The sequence below is a fragment of the Ekhidna sp. genome (assembly GCF_965221965.1).
Lineage (GTDB): Bacteria > Bacteroidota > Bacteroidia > Cytophagales > Cyclobacteriaceae > Ekhidna.
Genome location: NZ_OZ244926.1, coordinates 1,459,250 through 1,473,977, shown reverse-complemented (window position 1 = coordinate 1,473,977; position 14,728 = coordinate 1,459,250). Strand labels below are relative to the sequence as shown.

The 14,728-nt window shown below is 42.9% G+C and carries 17 protein-coding genes; 5 read left to right on the top strand and 12 right to left on the bottom strand.

What is annotated here, in order from left to right:
* Positions 1-22: 22 nt before the first annotated feature.
* The 7 genes from ACOQON_RS07175 to ccoS form a co-directional block, all read right to left on the bottom strand.
* Positions 23-703 (bottom strand): sulfite exporter TauE/SafE family protein, encoded by a 681-nt coding sequence (locus ACOQON_RS07175; protein WP_420578245.1) that lies wholly within the window; start codon positions 701-703, stop codon positions 23-25.
* On the bottom strand, positions 700-1,122 hold the full coding sequence (locus ACOQON_RS07170) for a FixH family protein (RefSeq protein WP_420578244.1): 423 nt from the start codon (positions 1,120-1,122) through the stop codon (positions 700-702). The genes ACOQON_RS07175 and ACOQON_RS07170 overlap by 4 nt, the downstream gene beginning before the upstream one ends.
* 135 nt (positions 1,123-1,257) lie before the next feature.
* Positions 1,258-2,685, bottom strand: coding sequence for a cytochrome c oxidase accessory protein CcoG (ccoG, locus tag ACOQON_RS07165; protein ID WP_420578243.1), 1,428 nt, complete (start codon positions 2,683-2,685; stop codon positions 1,258-1,260).
* 19 nt (positions 2,686-2,704) lie between these two features.
* The gene (locus tag ACOQON_RS07160) at positions 2,705-3,676 is read right to left on the bottom strand and encodes a cbb3-type cytochrome c oxidase N-terminal domain-containing protein (RefSeq protein WP_420578242.1); all 972 of its coding nucleotides are present in this window, start codon (positions 3,674-3,676) and stop codon (positions 2,705-2,707) included.
* 10 nt (positions 3,677-3,686) lie between these two features.
* Positions 3,687-3,878 (bottom strand): CcoQ/FixQ family Cbb3-type cytochrome c oxidase assembly chaperone, encoded by a 192-nt coding sequence (locus ACOQON_RS07155; protein WP_420578241.1) that lies wholly within the window; start codon positions 3,876-3,878, stop codon positions 3,687-3,689.
* 18 nt (positions 3,879-3,896) lie between these two features.
* Positions 3,897-6,068: a cytochrome-c oxidase, cbb3-type subunit I gene (gene ccoN / locus ACOQON_RS07150; RefSeq protein WP_420578240.1), complete on the bottom strand. Its 2,172-nt coding sequence runs from the start codon at positions 6,066-6,068 to the stop codon at positions 3,897-3,899.
* Entirely contained in the window at positions 6,044-6,256 is a 213-nt protein-coding gene (ccoS, locus tag ACOQON_RS07145) for a cbb3-type cytochrome oxidase assembly protein CcoS (protein WP_420578239.1), read from the bottom strand. Before ccoS ends, ccoN begins: the two co-directional genes overlap by 25 nt.
* 284 nt (positions 6,257-6,540) lie before the next feature.
* Here ccoS and ric point away from each other — a divergent pair, with 284 nt between their 5' ends.
* The 5 genes from ric (at position 6,541) to trxA (ending at position 10,096) form a co-directional block, all read left to right on the top strand.
* Positions 6,541-7,293 (top strand): iron-sulfur cluster repair di-iron protein, encoded by a 753-nt coding sequence (gene ric / locus ACOQON_RS07140; RefSeq protein WP_420578238.1) that lies wholly within the window; start codon positions 6,541-6,543, stop codon positions 7,291-7,293.
* Positions 7,294-7,351: 58 nt separating this feature from the next.
* Positions 7,352-7,732: a hypothetical protein gene (locus ACOQON_RS07135; protein ID WP_420578237.1), complete on the top strand. Its 381-nt coding sequence runs from the start codon at positions 7,352-7,354 to the stop codon at positions 7,730-7,732.
* Between the two features lie 83 nt (positions 7,733-7,815).
* On the top strand, positions 7,816-9,204 hold the full coding sequence (locus ACOQON_RS07130; protein ID WP_420578236.1) for an MBL fold metallo-hydrolase RNA specificity domain-containing protein: 1,389 nt from the start codon (positions 7,816-7,818) through the stop codon (positions 9,202-9,204).
* Between the two features lie 110 nt (positions 9,205-9,314).
* Complete coding sequence (locus tag ACOQON_RS07125) at positions 9,315-9,731, top strand: Hsp20/alpha crystallin family protein (protein ID WP_420578235.1); 417 nt, start codon at positions 9,315-9,317, stop codon at positions 9,729-9,731.
* A 68-nt stretch (positions 9,732-9,799) separates the two neighbouring features.
* On the top strand, positions 9,800-10,096 hold the full coding sequence (gene trxA / locus ACOQON_RS07120) for a thioredoxin (protein ID WP_420578234.1): 297 nt from the start codon (positions 9,800-9,802) through the stop codon (positions 10,094-10,096).
* Here the strand turns inward: trxA and ACOQON_RS07115 are convergent.
* From ACOQON_RS07115 to ACOQON_RS07095, 5 genes are all read right to left on the bottom strand, one after another.
* Positions 10,091-10,390, bottom strand: coding sequence for a chaperone modulator CbpM (locus ACOQON_RS07115; RefSeq protein ID WP_420578233.1), 300 nt, complete (start codon positions 10,388-10,390; stop codon positions 10,091-10,093). The two genes, trxA and ACOQON_RS07115, sit on opposite strands and share 6 nt — an antisense overlap.
* Entirely contained in the window at positions 10,387-11,280 is an 894-nt protein-coding gene (locus tag ACOQON_RS07110) for a DnaJ C-terminal domain-containing protein (RefSeq protein WP_420578232.1), read from the bottom strand. The genes ACOQON_RS07115 and ACOQON_RS07110 overlap by 4 nt, the downstream gene beginning before the upstream one ends.
* Positions 11,281-11,329: 49 nt before the next feature.
* Positions 11,330-11,791: an OsmC family protein gene (locus ACOQON_RS07105; RefSeq protein WP_420578231.1), complete on the bottom strand. Its 462-nt coding sequence runs from the start codon at positions 11,789-11,791 to the stop codon at positions 11,330-11,332.
* A gap of 97 nt (positions 11,792-11,888) precedes the next feature.
* Positions 11,889-14,267, bottom strand: coding sequence for a heavy metal translocating P-type ATPase (locus ACOQON_RS07100; RefSeq protein WP_420578230.1), 2,379 nt, complete (start codon positions 14,265-14,267; stop codon positions 11,889-11,891).
* Entirely contained in the window at positions 14,248-14,694 is a 447-nt protein-coding gene (locus tag ACOQON_RS07095) for a universal stress protein (RefSeq protein ID WP_420578229.1), read from the bottom strand. Before ACOQON_RS07095 ends, ACOQON_RS07100 begins: the two co-directional genes overlap by 20 nt.
* Positions 14,695-14,728: the final 34 nt, after the last annotated feature.

Sequence of the window (14,728 nt, the reverse complement as noted above, 5' to 3'; positions counted from 1 at the left end):
CAGCATGACACCAACCGCACAACTATAGCCCACAAACGGTAATCAAACCGGCGGCATTGGCCTGAACGAGTTGATTGAATTGTGGAAATGTGGTTAAGAGTCCACGTATTATCAGAAGTAAGCCTGACGTGATCGCAATAATGGGAATGGATCGGGGTATCAATGTTTTTACCCGTTGTGAGAAGATATTGCCGGCGAATGACAAGGTGATTAATGCGGGTAGTGTGCCTAAACCAAACAGGATCATAAATGCGGCTCCTTCAAGCGGATTTCCTAAAGCCACTGCTCCTGCTGCTGCTACATACGTAAGACCACACGGAAAAAACCCATTCGCCACGCCACTTAAAAACCATCGTCTCCTTGTAGAAAGGTTTCTCGAAAGAAAAGACTTCAGGAATTGATAAAATTGAGATTCAAAATAGAATCGTTCCAGTCTGTGCCGCACCGAAGGAACACCGTAAAGCAGGATCAACCCAAAGCCCAGAAAGAAGGCAAGAAATTTTTGTAATTGCATGAGTGCAACCGTAGCACCCAAAAGACCCAGCAACCCTCCAATTATAACGTAAGCAAGTATCCGTCCTACGTGATAGCTGGTAAAACCACTCTTAGATTGTTTTGGTCCCATAAAGGCCATCATCACCGGACCGCACATACCCACGCAGTGCAGACTTCCAAACAAGCCGATGATGAATGCCCCAATCATTTAACGTATATACTTGATTGTTGTAAATAGTCTGTTTCGTTCGTTTTCCAACTGATATTCACTCGGTAATTTCCCGCAATCAATTCAGCTTTGTCAATCGATTGTTTCAGACCTTTTTCAAGTGAAATTTCATACCTGCGATCAAACATTTTTCTAGATGGATGATAAAAGTGAATCTCACCTTCTGCCTCATCTGGAAATGTTAGCAAAATAGCGTCTGACGTTTGCTCCATCAACACCTGCTTCTCATCCTCTGCTGTATTCGACAGCTTATTCAGCTTTTGTTGGTAGGCAATCTCTTTCGCATAGTAATCCTCAGCCACCAGGTCAAAGTCTTCCTGAAAAGCTTTCACAACCATGTAGCCAATGAAGGCTGCAAAAAGCACAAAAGCCACTACTATTTTATTTCCCCAGTTCATGATTTTAAGTAGTTAGAAGTCAGGAGTAAGTAGTCAGAAGTTTTAAGTGGCATTTCAAACCCAACTACATAACTCGATTTATTTCGATGTTTAATATATCTCAATTGTCCATTATTCATTTTTAATTCTCAATTGCTAGTTCGTTGGGCCAAGAAACTTCGTTTTAACAGTCTCTACCAATTCATCTCCGGAATATACACCCACAGTTGCCATTGTACTCATGCTTTTAATATCCTCCGGATTCATGATGATAAAGAACGCTCCTTCCCCTATTCCCTGCTCTGCTAAATCTATTTTGCCACCAACCATTTGAATTTGTCCTTTTGGTTCAATGAGTTCAAAACGAACGTCCATTGCATTATTTGTTTTATTCACCATTTTCACCTGGTATAGGTTCGTGATCATCCCATCTTCCCGCTCTTGATAGAGGATTCCGGGTGTTCTCAATATGGTTGTTTCAAAATCCGAACGAATGAGCAATAGGGTAACTAAAACTCCCACCAGTGCAATCAGCACTCCGGAATACGCCTTCATTCTTGCAGTGAATTTGAAAGGCTTCTTTTCGGCAATATTCTCCTCCGAAGCATATCTGACCAACCCCCTGGGCTTACCAATCCTATCCATGATGGAGTCACATGCGTCGATACAAGCGGTGCAATTCACACATTCAAGTTGCGTCCCGTTTCGAATATCGATCCCAGTTGGACATACATACACGCATTGCTTACAATCAATACAATCACCTTTGCCCACAGCATCACGATCCTCGTCCTTTCTGAATTTTCCACGTTCCTCTCCTCGCTGATGATCATACGCAACCACCACACTTTGCTTATCTAAAAGCACACCCTGTAATCGTCCATACGGACAAATGGTGGTACAAACCTGCTCTCGCATTTGACTGAATACCCCATAAAATAGTCCGGTAAACACCACCATGGCAATGAACCCTGCAGTGTTTTCAGCAGGCCCTTGTTCTATGATATTCCACACCTCATCCACTCCCACCAGGTAGGCCATGAATGTATGCATGATCAGAGCACTAACCAGAATGAAAAGCGTATGCTTTATGGTTTTCTTTGTAATCTTTTCTTTGTTCCAGGGCAGCTTATCCAACTTTTTCTGAGCCATGTAATCACCCTCGATCCAATATTCAATCTTTCTGAATACGCCCTCCATAAAGATGGTCTGCGGACAGATCCATCCACAAAATATCCGACCAAACACAACCGTAAATAGGATAATAAAAACTAAAGACGCTAGCATCCCGATCACGAAGAGAAAGAAATCCTGTGGCCAGAAGACCTGACCGAAAATGACAAACTTTCGTTCTAAAATGTCGAATAACAAAAATGGCTGACCATCCACTTTTACAAATGGAGCACCAAACAAAAAGATGAGCAGGATGGTGCTTACGAGTGTACGGTAATTCGTGAATCTTCCTTTTGGTTTTTTCGGATAGACCCACACACGCTTTCCTTCTTTATCTACCGTCGAAAGGTGATCTCTGAAGGTCTCTTCAGCACTCTCCTGCTCCTGATATATGTCTTTTACGTCAGCCATTTATTTATCCCAAAACAGGTTAACAACATTCACCTTCTTCCAAAGCCGCCTCATCGTCTACATAGTCTGGATTTGTTTGGGGATCGGCCTCTTCAAGTTCTACTTCAGCATCTGGGCTTACGTCAGCTTCGTGTGCTCGTTCAAAAAGGTCACCTTGAGGCTCTTTAGGATTTGCTGGTGTTTGACCTTCCATCATATAGATATAGCTCGCCACTTGTTGCATCTTTTTCGGAGACAGCTGAGACTCCCATGAAATCATTCCTTTAGAAGGAACTCCGTATTTTATAGTAGAAAAGATAGCTGTCATATCACCGCCATGTAGCCAGTATTTATCCGTAAAGTTTGGTCCTACACCACCACCACCATCTGCTGCATGACATACCGAGCAGTTTTGCTCATAGATTGCCTTACCTGCATTTATGTCCGCTGTTTCAGTCATTAGAGTGACATTATTTTCATCAATCAGGTTATCTAATGACGCTAAATACACTTGCACCTCTTGCTTAGCTTTTAGCATCTCAGCCTGAAATTCATCCTCCTGTCTTGGCATATCAAGGAAGTAGAATCTGAACATGTATACGACAGCAAAAGCGATTGTGAAATAAAAACCATATAACCACCACGGTGGAAGTCGGTTATCTAATTCACGAATCCCATCATACTCGTGATCGGTTGCTACTTCGGCTTCTCTGGCCACAGGTACTGAATCGTTGAATCTATTCCAGAATCTTCTCCAGAACCCTACTCCTTCTTCACCTTCCTTAACCGGGATCAGTTCTTTCTCTTCTTCCACAATTCCCATCTCTGCTTTCTTCAGCTTCAATACCACACGCAGAGCCACTAGCAAGGTATACATGGCGATAATGGCTACAATAGCTACCAGCACCGCCAAACCCAGAACAATCTCGATCTGGTACTGCTCAAAAAAGGACTGTTGTGAAGCCGCTTCCTGACCGAAAGTCAGTCCGGGTAACACAAAAATGAGTGTCATTAATATGTATTTAAGATTGCTCATGGTCAGTTTCGTTTTCGTTCAACGGAATATTTGAAATGTCATTGAATAGCTTCTTATCTACTTTTAATACATACACAGTTAGTGCAATAAAGAAGACAAAGAAGATGACAAAGGAGATCACGGGATAGATTTCTATCCCCGCGATGGTCTCCATATGATGTTTTATAAATTTTAGCATTGCTTCTAATCTTTAAGGTTATTCATCAGCCTCAGCCACACCTTCCACATTCTTGATATCGGTTCCCAGTCGCTGCAGGTAAGCGATCAACGCAATAATCTCTGCGTCACTGCTCATCTTTATTCCCTCCATTTCAAGTCCTTTGGAAATCAATGCCGCTTGAGCTTCTGCATCTGCCACTGCTTCCTGATCAAATCCTTCCGGGTAAGGAACACCCAAGGTCTGCATCGCTCTGATCTTGGCCGGAGTTCGCTTCTTATCCCACTCCTGCTCAAAGAGCCAAGGATATGGCGGCATAATTGAACCTGGAGACATACTGGTCGGATCAAGCATGTGGTAGAAGTGCCAGCTATCCGGGTACTTACCTCCTACTCTGTGCAAATCCGGACCTGTTCGCTTGGATCCCCACTGGAATGGATGATCATACACAAACTCACCGGCCTTGGAGTACTCCAAATCTGCAGGATCGTATCTCATCACTTCTGATCGGAATGGACGAATCATCTGTGAATGACAGGTGTAACATCCTTCCCTCACATAGATATCTCGTCCGTTCAACTCTAATGGCGTATATGGTTTAACCGTAGAAATCGTAGGTACATTGCTTTGGATCAGGAATGTCGGGATGATCTCAATAGCTCCACCAATGGCAACCAAGATCAAACTCCATACGAGCATTCGTACCGGCTTCCATTCAAAAATTCGTCTATGCCAGTGCTCACTCTTCTCTGGCTTGTAGTCTTTCATCAATGGTGCAGCTTGTGCTTCCGTGCTTGGCTGGAATTTGCCAGAACGTGCAGTTTTAACAAGGTTAAATACCATCACAAATACACCGCTCAGATAGAGTAATCCACCGAATGCTCTCAGCGCATACATCGGAATGATCTGAGTTACCGTCTCAAGGAAGTTGCTGTAAACAAGCGTTCCATCCGGGTTAAACTGTTTCCACATCAAGCTTTGGGTAAAACCTGCCCAGTACATCGGAATCGCATAGAACAGAATTCCCAGCGTACCAATCCAGAAGTGTACATTCGCAAGTTTCTGAGAGTGAAGCTTCGTTCCGTATAGTTTTGGAATGAGGTAGTAAAGCATAGCGAACGTTAAGAATCCGTTCCAGCCCAGTCCTCCTACGTGTACGTGAGCCACAATCCAATCGGTAAAGTGGCCAATTGCATTGACATTCTTCAATGAAAGCATTGGTCCTTCGAAGGTGGCCATACCATAACACGTTACAGCCACAACCATAAATTTCAGAATAGCATCTTCTCGAACTTTATCCCATGCACCTCTCAATGTCAAAAGCCCATTTAGCATACCACCCCAGGATGGTGCAATCAACATTACCGAGAAAACTACCCCAAGTGACTGTGCCCAATCCGGCAAAGCATTATACAACAAATGGTGTGGGCCAGCCCAGATGTAGATGAATATCAGTGCCCAGAAGTGAATAATGGAAAGTCTATACGAGTAGATCGGACGGCCTGAAGCTTTAGGGATGAAGTAGTACATCAACCCTAGGTAAGGAGTGGTCAGGAAGAATGCTACCGCATTGTGACCATACCACCACTGCACCAATGCATCCTGTACACCGGCATACCATGAGTAGCTTTTCATGAAGTCAATCGGCAACTCAAATGAGTTTACGATGTGAAGCATAGCTACCGTCACGAAGGTGGCAATGTAGAACCAGATGGCGACATAGAGATGACGCTCCCTTCGTTTGATGATGGTCATAAACATGTTGAGGCCAAATACCACCCAAATCAATGCGATGGCGATATCGATTGGCCATTCCAATTCAGCATACTCTTTACCGGAAGTCATTCCAAGAGGTAGCGTGATTGCTGCTGCCAGGATGATGATCTGCCAGCCCCAGAAGTGAATCTTACTGAGCAGGTCGCTATACATCCTTGCTTTACACAATCGCTGAAGGGAATAGTACACCCCGGCGAAAATTCCGTTCCCCACAAAAGCAAAAATCACCGCATTGGTATGCAGTGGTCTTACTCGTCCGAAGGTGGTGTACTGTAATCCGAAGTTGGCTTCCGGCCACACGAACTGGCATGCAACAAGAAGGCCCACCGACATGCCGATAATCCCGAATACCGTGGTAGCTATCAGGAAGTTTCGAACCGTGGTGTTGTCATAATGAAAGGTCTCCAGACCTACTTTTTCGTTGTTTTCTGACATTGGTCACTAGGTTTATTACTACTCTTACTATTTGATTGGGCCGAAGACCCTTCCTCCTCAAAGAGGATCCGAACTGATGGTGTATAATCATCCTCAAACTGCCCCGAACGAGACGCCCATAAGAACGCTGCGAGGAAGCTACCAGCCAGTAAAAGGCTACATGCGATGAGAATAAATATGACACTCATAATCCGATGACAAGATTAGCGGAGTGCTAAAGGTTGGTTGATGAGAGGTGTTAGGGACAGAGATGATTTTTGTCAGGTTGCCATCCACACAAGCCCACTCTAACAACATCTATCAGCTTTCCGCTATAAAAGTATAAATTAATGAAAATAAAGGCAGATAACAACTTATTGAATATGAGCATTAAGTCATGACTATAATCATCCCTCATTGAAATGATTGTCATTCCCCTAGTCTTCCGTTATTATGAGCATTGCAGTTGAGTTAACATTTAATTTCAAACATTATGACAATATCATCTCAACAGGTAATTGGTGAGCTGGTAGCCAAAGACTACCGAACAGCCACTGTATTTAAGGAAAGAAACATTGACTTCTGTTGCAATGGTGATCGCACCATCCAGGAAGCCTGTGATTTAAAAAAGATTGATTCAGAGGATGTAATAAAAGCCATAAATAAAATGCTAAACGAATCAGATATGTCTACCGACTATATCGCAAAACTGTCCCCGGAGGACCTGGCAGATTATATAATCGAAAAGCACCATGCGTATGTAGAAAAGCGATTACCGGAAATAAAGACTTACTTAAAGAAATCCGCTACTGTTCATGGCGAACACAACCCTGAACTCATCCAGATTCGGGACTTATTTGAGGCCTCTGCCGGGGAACTGGCTAAGCACATGAAAAAAGAAGAAATGATCCTTTTCCCATTCATCAAAAAGATGGCAAAAGCTAAAGCATCAGGAGAGCCTTTAGATGTGCCTCACTTTGGAACTGCTGAAAACCCTATCCGAATGATGAAGGATGAACATGCCAATGAGGGCGAGCGTTTTAGGGAAATAGCTGAGCTAAGTAATAACTACACACCTCCATTGCATGCGTGCAACACCTATCGGGTGAGTTATGCCATGCTGAGAGAGTTTGAGGAAGACCTGCACAGGCATATACATTTGGAGAACAATATTTTATTCCCAAAAGCATTGGAAATGGAAAAAGAACTGCTCGGGCACAGTCAGAAAGATCACATTGATGCCTGACAAGGATCATTTCTAAAACGGACGATTTTGATCATTTTAGTTTTATAAATCGAGGATCATGGAACCATCCATATTTATCGCCCGGACACTTGGTGTCATCTATCTCACTGTAGGAATTGGGCTTTTTCTTTTCAGAGAGACCTATATTCTGGCATATCGCAAAATCCTGGAAAACCCGGGTTATGCGCTACTTGGGGGATTCATAGCAATTGTGGGTGGAATGGCCATGGTAAGCTATCACAACTTATGGGTCAGTGACTGGCGGGTGCTCGTTACTATCGTTGGTTGGATTGCCTTAATCAAAGGAATATTGTTACTCTTGATTCCTCCCTATACAAATCTGTTTAAAGGTCTTCTGCAAATGCAAAAAGGAAAAGGAATAACCATTACCGCCATACTAATGGGTGTAATTTTTACCTATTTGGGGTTTTTCCGTTAGTATCTAAACCAACAGATTCAGGGTAGACTCACAGGCGATCGAAAATTATGAATTAGTCTATCATAAATGGCTAAATTGAGCGCGTGGATATACATGCAAAATTCCTTGGTGGTGCTGGCTCTGTAACCGGATCCAAGTTTCTTCTGACGGTAGATGATTTCAGTCTGCTAATAGATTGCGGACTTTTTCAGGGACTAAAAGAATTAAGGCTAAGAAACTGGGATGAACTCCCGGTAGATCCAGCGTCCATTGATTCAGTGGTACTTACTCATGCACACATTGATCACTCCGGTTATCTCCCCCTCCTTTTCAGAAACGGCTATGGCGGAGAGGTTCACTGCACAGAGCCCACGAAAGATCTGGTAGAAATCCTATTGACGGATAGTGCAAAACTCCAGGAAGAGGAGGCAGAGTTTGCCAACAAAAAAGGTTATAGTAAACACAATCCAGCCAAACCCCTGTATACTGTAAAAGATGCTGAAGCTATTTTTCCTGCTATTAAAACCCATGCATTTCATCGGTCATTTAGGATCAATAGCAACATAGAAGTCAAATTCTTCCACGCCGGTCATATCCTGGGAGCAGCAAGCGTGGAAGTTAAAGTTTACACCAGTCAGGGGGTGAAGACCATGATATTTTCCGGTGACCTTGGCCCCTTTCATAACCCGCTTCACCTCTCACCGGAGTATCCAAAGAACGCGGATATCCTATTCATGGAATCAACCTATGGTGCCAGAAACCATGAGCCTTTAGATATGGAGCTGGAGATTAAGAAGATCATCGAAGAAAGTGATCGACGAGGTGGGTGTATTGTCATACCTGCCTTCTCGCTGGGCCGTACTCAACTGATCCTTTATTACTTGTGGAAGGTCTTTCAGAATATTCGATCACGCCCCATTTATTTAGACAGTCCAATGGCCATTAGTGTTACCCGACTTTACAAACTGTATTCACGCTACCATAGACTCAAACCGGATAGTGATTTTGGCCATCACATTTTTGATGCCCCCTTCGTGCACTATGTGACTGAGCAAAGCCAGTCTCGTGTACTAAACACCATTAAGGATAGAGCCATCATCATTTCAGCAAGTGGAATGGCAACAGGCGGGCGGATATTGCATCACCTGTATCATCGGCTTCCTAATGAGCAGGACATCATCATGTTTACGGGCTTCCAGGCAGTCGGGAGCCGAGGCAGAGATCTGGTCGATGGAAGTTCATCCGTAAAGATTTTTGGTGAGGAAGTTCCTGTAAAGGCCAAAGTCCTGAATATGCATGGACTTTCCGCTCATGCCGATCAGCAGGAGCTGCTGGACTGGTCTGGTCATTTACCTGATGGGCCTAAGATGACCTTTCTTATACATGGTGAAAGGGAAGAATCCGATGCACTACACAAAAAAATAGCTGAGCGAGGATGGAACGTAACCACTCCAGATTACATGGAATTGCACACGCTCTTTGATCATGTTTAGTTGTCGATGATTAAGGTCATTTCCGACTCTGAACTATCTCATTGTAAAGATCAAAAACCAACCTGAGATTAGCACTATTAAATAAATGTAGAACGCTAAATTGTAAAGTCATGTCACTGATCAAGCGAGATTTTCCGATGCTTACCAATCTCACCGATTTTTTTGATGACGATTGGCTTCAAGCGCGATTTGCAAAGGACTGGACTCCGGCTATCAACGTCGTAGAAAATGATGAAAACTACGAAATTGAAGTAGCTGCTCCGGGTATGAGGAAACAAGATTTCCAGGTGAGCATTGAAAATGGTGTACTTACCGTTACCGGAAAGACAGAAAAAGAAGAGGAAGAAAAAACGAAGAACTACACTCGACGAGAGTTTAGCACTCGTTCTTTCACCAAAGCCTTTACTTTACCGGATAATGTGGATGAGGAAGCCATGAAAGCTAAGTATGACGATGGTATTCTGCGATTAACCATCGCCAAAACCGAAAAAGTGTTGCCTCCTAAAAAAGAGGTGCATATTGATTGATCTTTTTCACTTATGAGGTTGTTATATCTGTGTAAAATCAGATATGCAACCTCTTTCTATTATAAGACATGTCAAAATTCAATGAACTGATAAATGGAGATCAACCGGTGCTTGTTGATTTTCATGCAACCTGGTGCGGTCCATGTAAAACCATGGCTCCTGTGTTGGAAGAATTGAAGAATGAGATTGGCGGCAAAGCCAGAATCATCAAAATAGATATTGATAAAAATCAGGCTGCTGCCCATAAATTCAATGTGAGGGGTGTGCCAACCTTTATTCTCTTCAAAAACGGAAAACAGCTTTGGCGTCAATCCGGTGCGATACCTAAACACATGCTCGAGCAAGCGATTAATCAGGCATTATAAATCTTCTTCATAGCGCCTGAGTTTATTTCTCATAGACGTCACTTCCGATTCTAATCGGTCAATTTTGTCCAGCAAATTGAATATGGTATCTATGCCTTCATGATTGATATCCAGCTCCATGTGTAGACGGATCATCCGCTCGATATCTCCGACTTTGTCCCGATGTACATAATCAACCTGCTTCTCAGTATATATCTCTATCAGATCCAACTCATGCAAACGGGAGAAGAATGACATATCCACTTCATAATGGGTGCAGAGAATCTTGAGCGCTACTAATTCGTCCTGGTTCATGATGTTCTAAGTTTTGACAGTTCCTGAAACAATTCCTTTTCCCTGGTGCTAAGATTGGAAGGAAGAACCACATTGAAAGTGATGTACAGGTCTCCAAAAGAACCTTCCTTTTTATAGACAGGAAAACCTTTGCCTTTGAGTTTCACCTTTGACCCGTTTGGGGTCTCCGGCTTCACTTTGAGCTTCACCTTTGCATCAAAAGTGTCAACAGTTATCTCGTCCCCTAATAAGGCCTGGTATAAGCTTATATCAACGGTCTTATGCAGGTTATCCCCATCCAACTTAAATGGAGTAGTATTTGAAATAGCAAAGCGGATGTAAAGGTCACCTCTGGGTCCGCCATTCACTCCCGGAGCTCCTTGCTCCTTGATTTTGATTACCTGACCATCTTTGACACCAGCAGGTATGGTCAGACGAATATTCTTACCATCTACCGTCAGTGTGCGTTTATGTGTCTTGTAAATATCTCGAAGGTCCAGGCTTAACTCTGCATTATAATCAGCCCCTTTGAATTTGACTTGCCTACCCTGACCTCTTCCTCCAAAACCACTGCCAAACATGGATTCAAAAAAATCCGAATAGTCTCCTTCTCCGAAAGGTGATGAAGAGTACCGCTGGCTACTTTGACGTTGCTGTGACTGTTTAGCTTTTTCGAACTCTTCTGCATGTTTCCAGTCCTTGCCATACTTATCGTACTTTTTACGGTTGGCCGGATCACTTAAAACTGCATTGGCTTCATTTATTTGTTTGAATTTTTTCTCGGCCTCTTTATCATTCGGATTCAAGTCCGGATGATACTTCCGGGCCAGTTTTCGATAGGCCTTCTTTACCTCATCGGCTGTGGCCTTCTTATCTATTCCAAGAACCGCATAATAGTCTATGAACTCCATAATAGTTTCTAATAAAACATCTAATAAATGAAGTCAGACGAAAAGTTAATTAAGCTGTCACTGGGTTCAAAACCTCAATCTTAGGCTTCATAATCACTTTGGACTTGATCGAATTGGATATCAGGCAGGCTCTCTCTGATTTTTCCAACACACGTTCTGCTCTGCTTCTCTCCTTTTCATCATAGATGGTCACCTTGGGTTCCAGTATGATCTCAGTCATTAAAAACTTACCATCGACTTGTTCAAGCTTTCCCTTGGAGTTGCAACTAAAGTTTTCAAATTCCAGTTTAGAGTTTTCCGCAATAGCCAAAAATGTGGTCATGAAGCAACTACTCACTGATGCTGTAAACAAATGCTCAGGCGACCAGATGCCTGGGATTCCTTTTGGAAATTCCGGTGGTGTAGCGACCTCAATACAGCTATTCGCTTCTTTATTCAGCTCCGGTGAGCACATAACTCCTTTGCGCTCCTGATTCCAGTTGATATCTACGTTATAATAATGCGGTTCCATTTGTTTTTTATTTAATTAAGCGTAAAAATGGACTTGAGTCGGATTAATTCTAATGACTTAGGTCATTGTGGAGCTGGATTTTGATCAGTATGTGAAGTCAATATATCCCCCTAAAATCCTTACCAACCCATGCCACCATCAAGGTCACAAAACCTACGACAGTCACCGAACTGATCGGCATTAGAATTGCTGAAATGAGAGGAGTAAGATGTCCACTCATGGCAAATGAAAGCCCAACGATGTTATAGAGGAAAGAAATCCCAAAAGCCGTGAAAACAATGGTAATCACTCGTTTCGAAAACCTGAGAATCCCGGAAATGCCTGTCACCTTCTCTGAAGTGAGGATGGCATCACATGCCGGTGAGAACTGGTGAATATCCTCGGCAATCGCGATCCCGGCAGAAGCTTCCTTCAAAGCACCTGCATCATTGAGTCCATCTCCCACCATCAGAAGATTACCTTTTGATGCTTTGATGTAGTTCAACTTATCCAAGGGCTTCTGATTAAATAATGTCTCATCAAAATAGGGCGCTAAATGCTCTTTTTCTCCTTCATTATCCCCTGAGAGTAATCGAAGAGAAAAGTTCGATTTTAATTTTTCCAGCATAGGAAACACACCATTTCGATAGCTTGATTTGATTATGAAACATCCCTTTTTATCACCAATGCTTACAAAAACCTGGGATTCATTGATCTTTTGATTGGAAACGGTACTAAGGAAAGAGGCCGAGCCTACTTTAATTTCGACCCCATTCACTTCAGCAGTGAAGCCTTTACCTGTTTCTTCATTAAATGAGGTGATAGGATACTTCCCTTCAGCAGGTAGTTCATGGTGGATGATTCGACTCAGTGGATGGGCAGAATTACCAAGTGCTGACCTTAATAGCGCCACATCATTTTTATCCAGATCATCGCCCTGATAGTCCATTCCAGAATCAGTGGTTGTCAGCGTACCGGTCTTGTCAAAGATGATGGTGTCTACTTTGGCAAGGGATTCAATCACCTCAGCATTTTTGAGATAGAGACCGTTCTTTCCGAACTTTCTCATGGCATGACCATAAGCAAAAGGAAGCACAAGCGCGAGCGCACACGGACATGCCACAATGAGTACTGCGGTTACTGAATTCCAAACGAGGGATGGATCATTATACCACCAGTAAACACCAGTCACAATTGCCAATAAAATAATCGTCAATGTGAAATATTTACTTATTTTATCTACCCAGGTATGAAGGTCTGCCCTTTCCTGTTTTCTGAAAGAGTCAGTGTTCCATAGGCTGGTCAATTCACTATTATCTACCGTCTGAGTCAAAGAAACCGCTAACTCTGTTCCCTTCTGCCTGCCTCCGGCGTACACCTGCTGCCCTTCTGTCCTGCGTTCGGGTTTTGATTCACCTGTAACAAAGCTATAGTCGATATTTCCCTTCCCTGATACCACAATGCCATCAGCCGGTATCAGCTCATCGTTGTGAATGACTACTATGTCTCCTTTTTTGAGCTCTTTTAATGGTCTTTGGATTTCTTTTCCATCTACACGACAGGTGACTGATACTGGGAAGTAGGAAGTGAAATCCCGATCAAATGAAAGTGCCTGATAGGTTTTTCCCTGATACCACTTCCCAATGAGCAGAAAGAAAACCAGACCTGCCAGGGAATCAACATACCCCATACCTGTTCCGGAAATGATCTCATATGAGCTCCTTCCAAAAAGTGTCAGAATACCCAAAGCAATTGGGACATCAATATTTAGATTGCCATAACGGATGCCCTTCCATGCCTTTTTGAAATAATCGGCGGCAGAGTATAAAACGATAGGGAAAGCCAGCGCAAAATTGATCCAGTTGAAGACTGTTTTGAAATCTTCTGTCAAAAGGAAGTTACTATCTAAATACTCCGGCATACTCATCAACATGGCATTACCAAAACAGAAACCTGCCACAGCTACCTTTGCTCCAATATTCGTTTTAGTCACCTGATTTTTAGTCTTATCCAGACTACTCAGCGATATACCGGGAGCATAGCCCAACTGTGAAAGTAAAACCGCTAATTCCTTTAAAGACTTCTGATGATGGTTGAATGTGATTGTTACCTCTCGTTTAACAAAATTGACTTCCGAACGGATCACAGCTTTCTCCAGCTTAGGTAAATGCTCCAACAGGTAGATGCAGGAGCTGCAATGAATACCAGGCAAAAACCACCTGACTACTGAAAGATCTTCGCTTTTGAAGCGAAGCAGCTGTTTTTGAATGTCGTCATTATCAAGAAAAGCATACTTTCGTTCAGCCTTGAGTTCAGATAGCGACTTGTTTTCTTTAGAGGTTTCAGAATAGTATTGATTCAGATTGCTCTGATCCAATAGCTCATAGACTGCCCTGCAACCATAGCAGCAAAAATGATGACTATCCGCTTCTATGGATTCATCACAAGGGTCACCGCAGTGGTGACACTTAAGCTCCTCAGCTTGCAATAGCTCCATGCATAGACCGATTTGGAACGATCATCACCGGCACACCACTCTCTTTGATCACCCTGATGGTATGGCTACCAATATCGTTATTTTGACCGTTACTATTAATCCCCACAATCACTAAATCAAATTTATGGTCTTTAATGAACTGAAGCATAGTTTCTTCAACATTTCCTGAAAGGACCACATTTTTAATTCGATCGTCAGAGAGGTCAGATATATCATGCGACAGTTGATTCATCCGCTGCTTTACTTCTTCCAAATGACTATCATTGACTTTAGACCCGTTTTTATGGGCGTATTTTGAGGAAAGCGGATAGATATGCAAAAAAGAGATGGTGGCATCTCCGTTTAGCTTTGACAGCTCCAATCCTACCTGGGCCGCATTCCAGGACGCAGGGGAAAAGTCAGTAGGGATTAATATACTCGAGATCACGCACAGTTCATTTAAGATTCAAAACTAGGTGCCT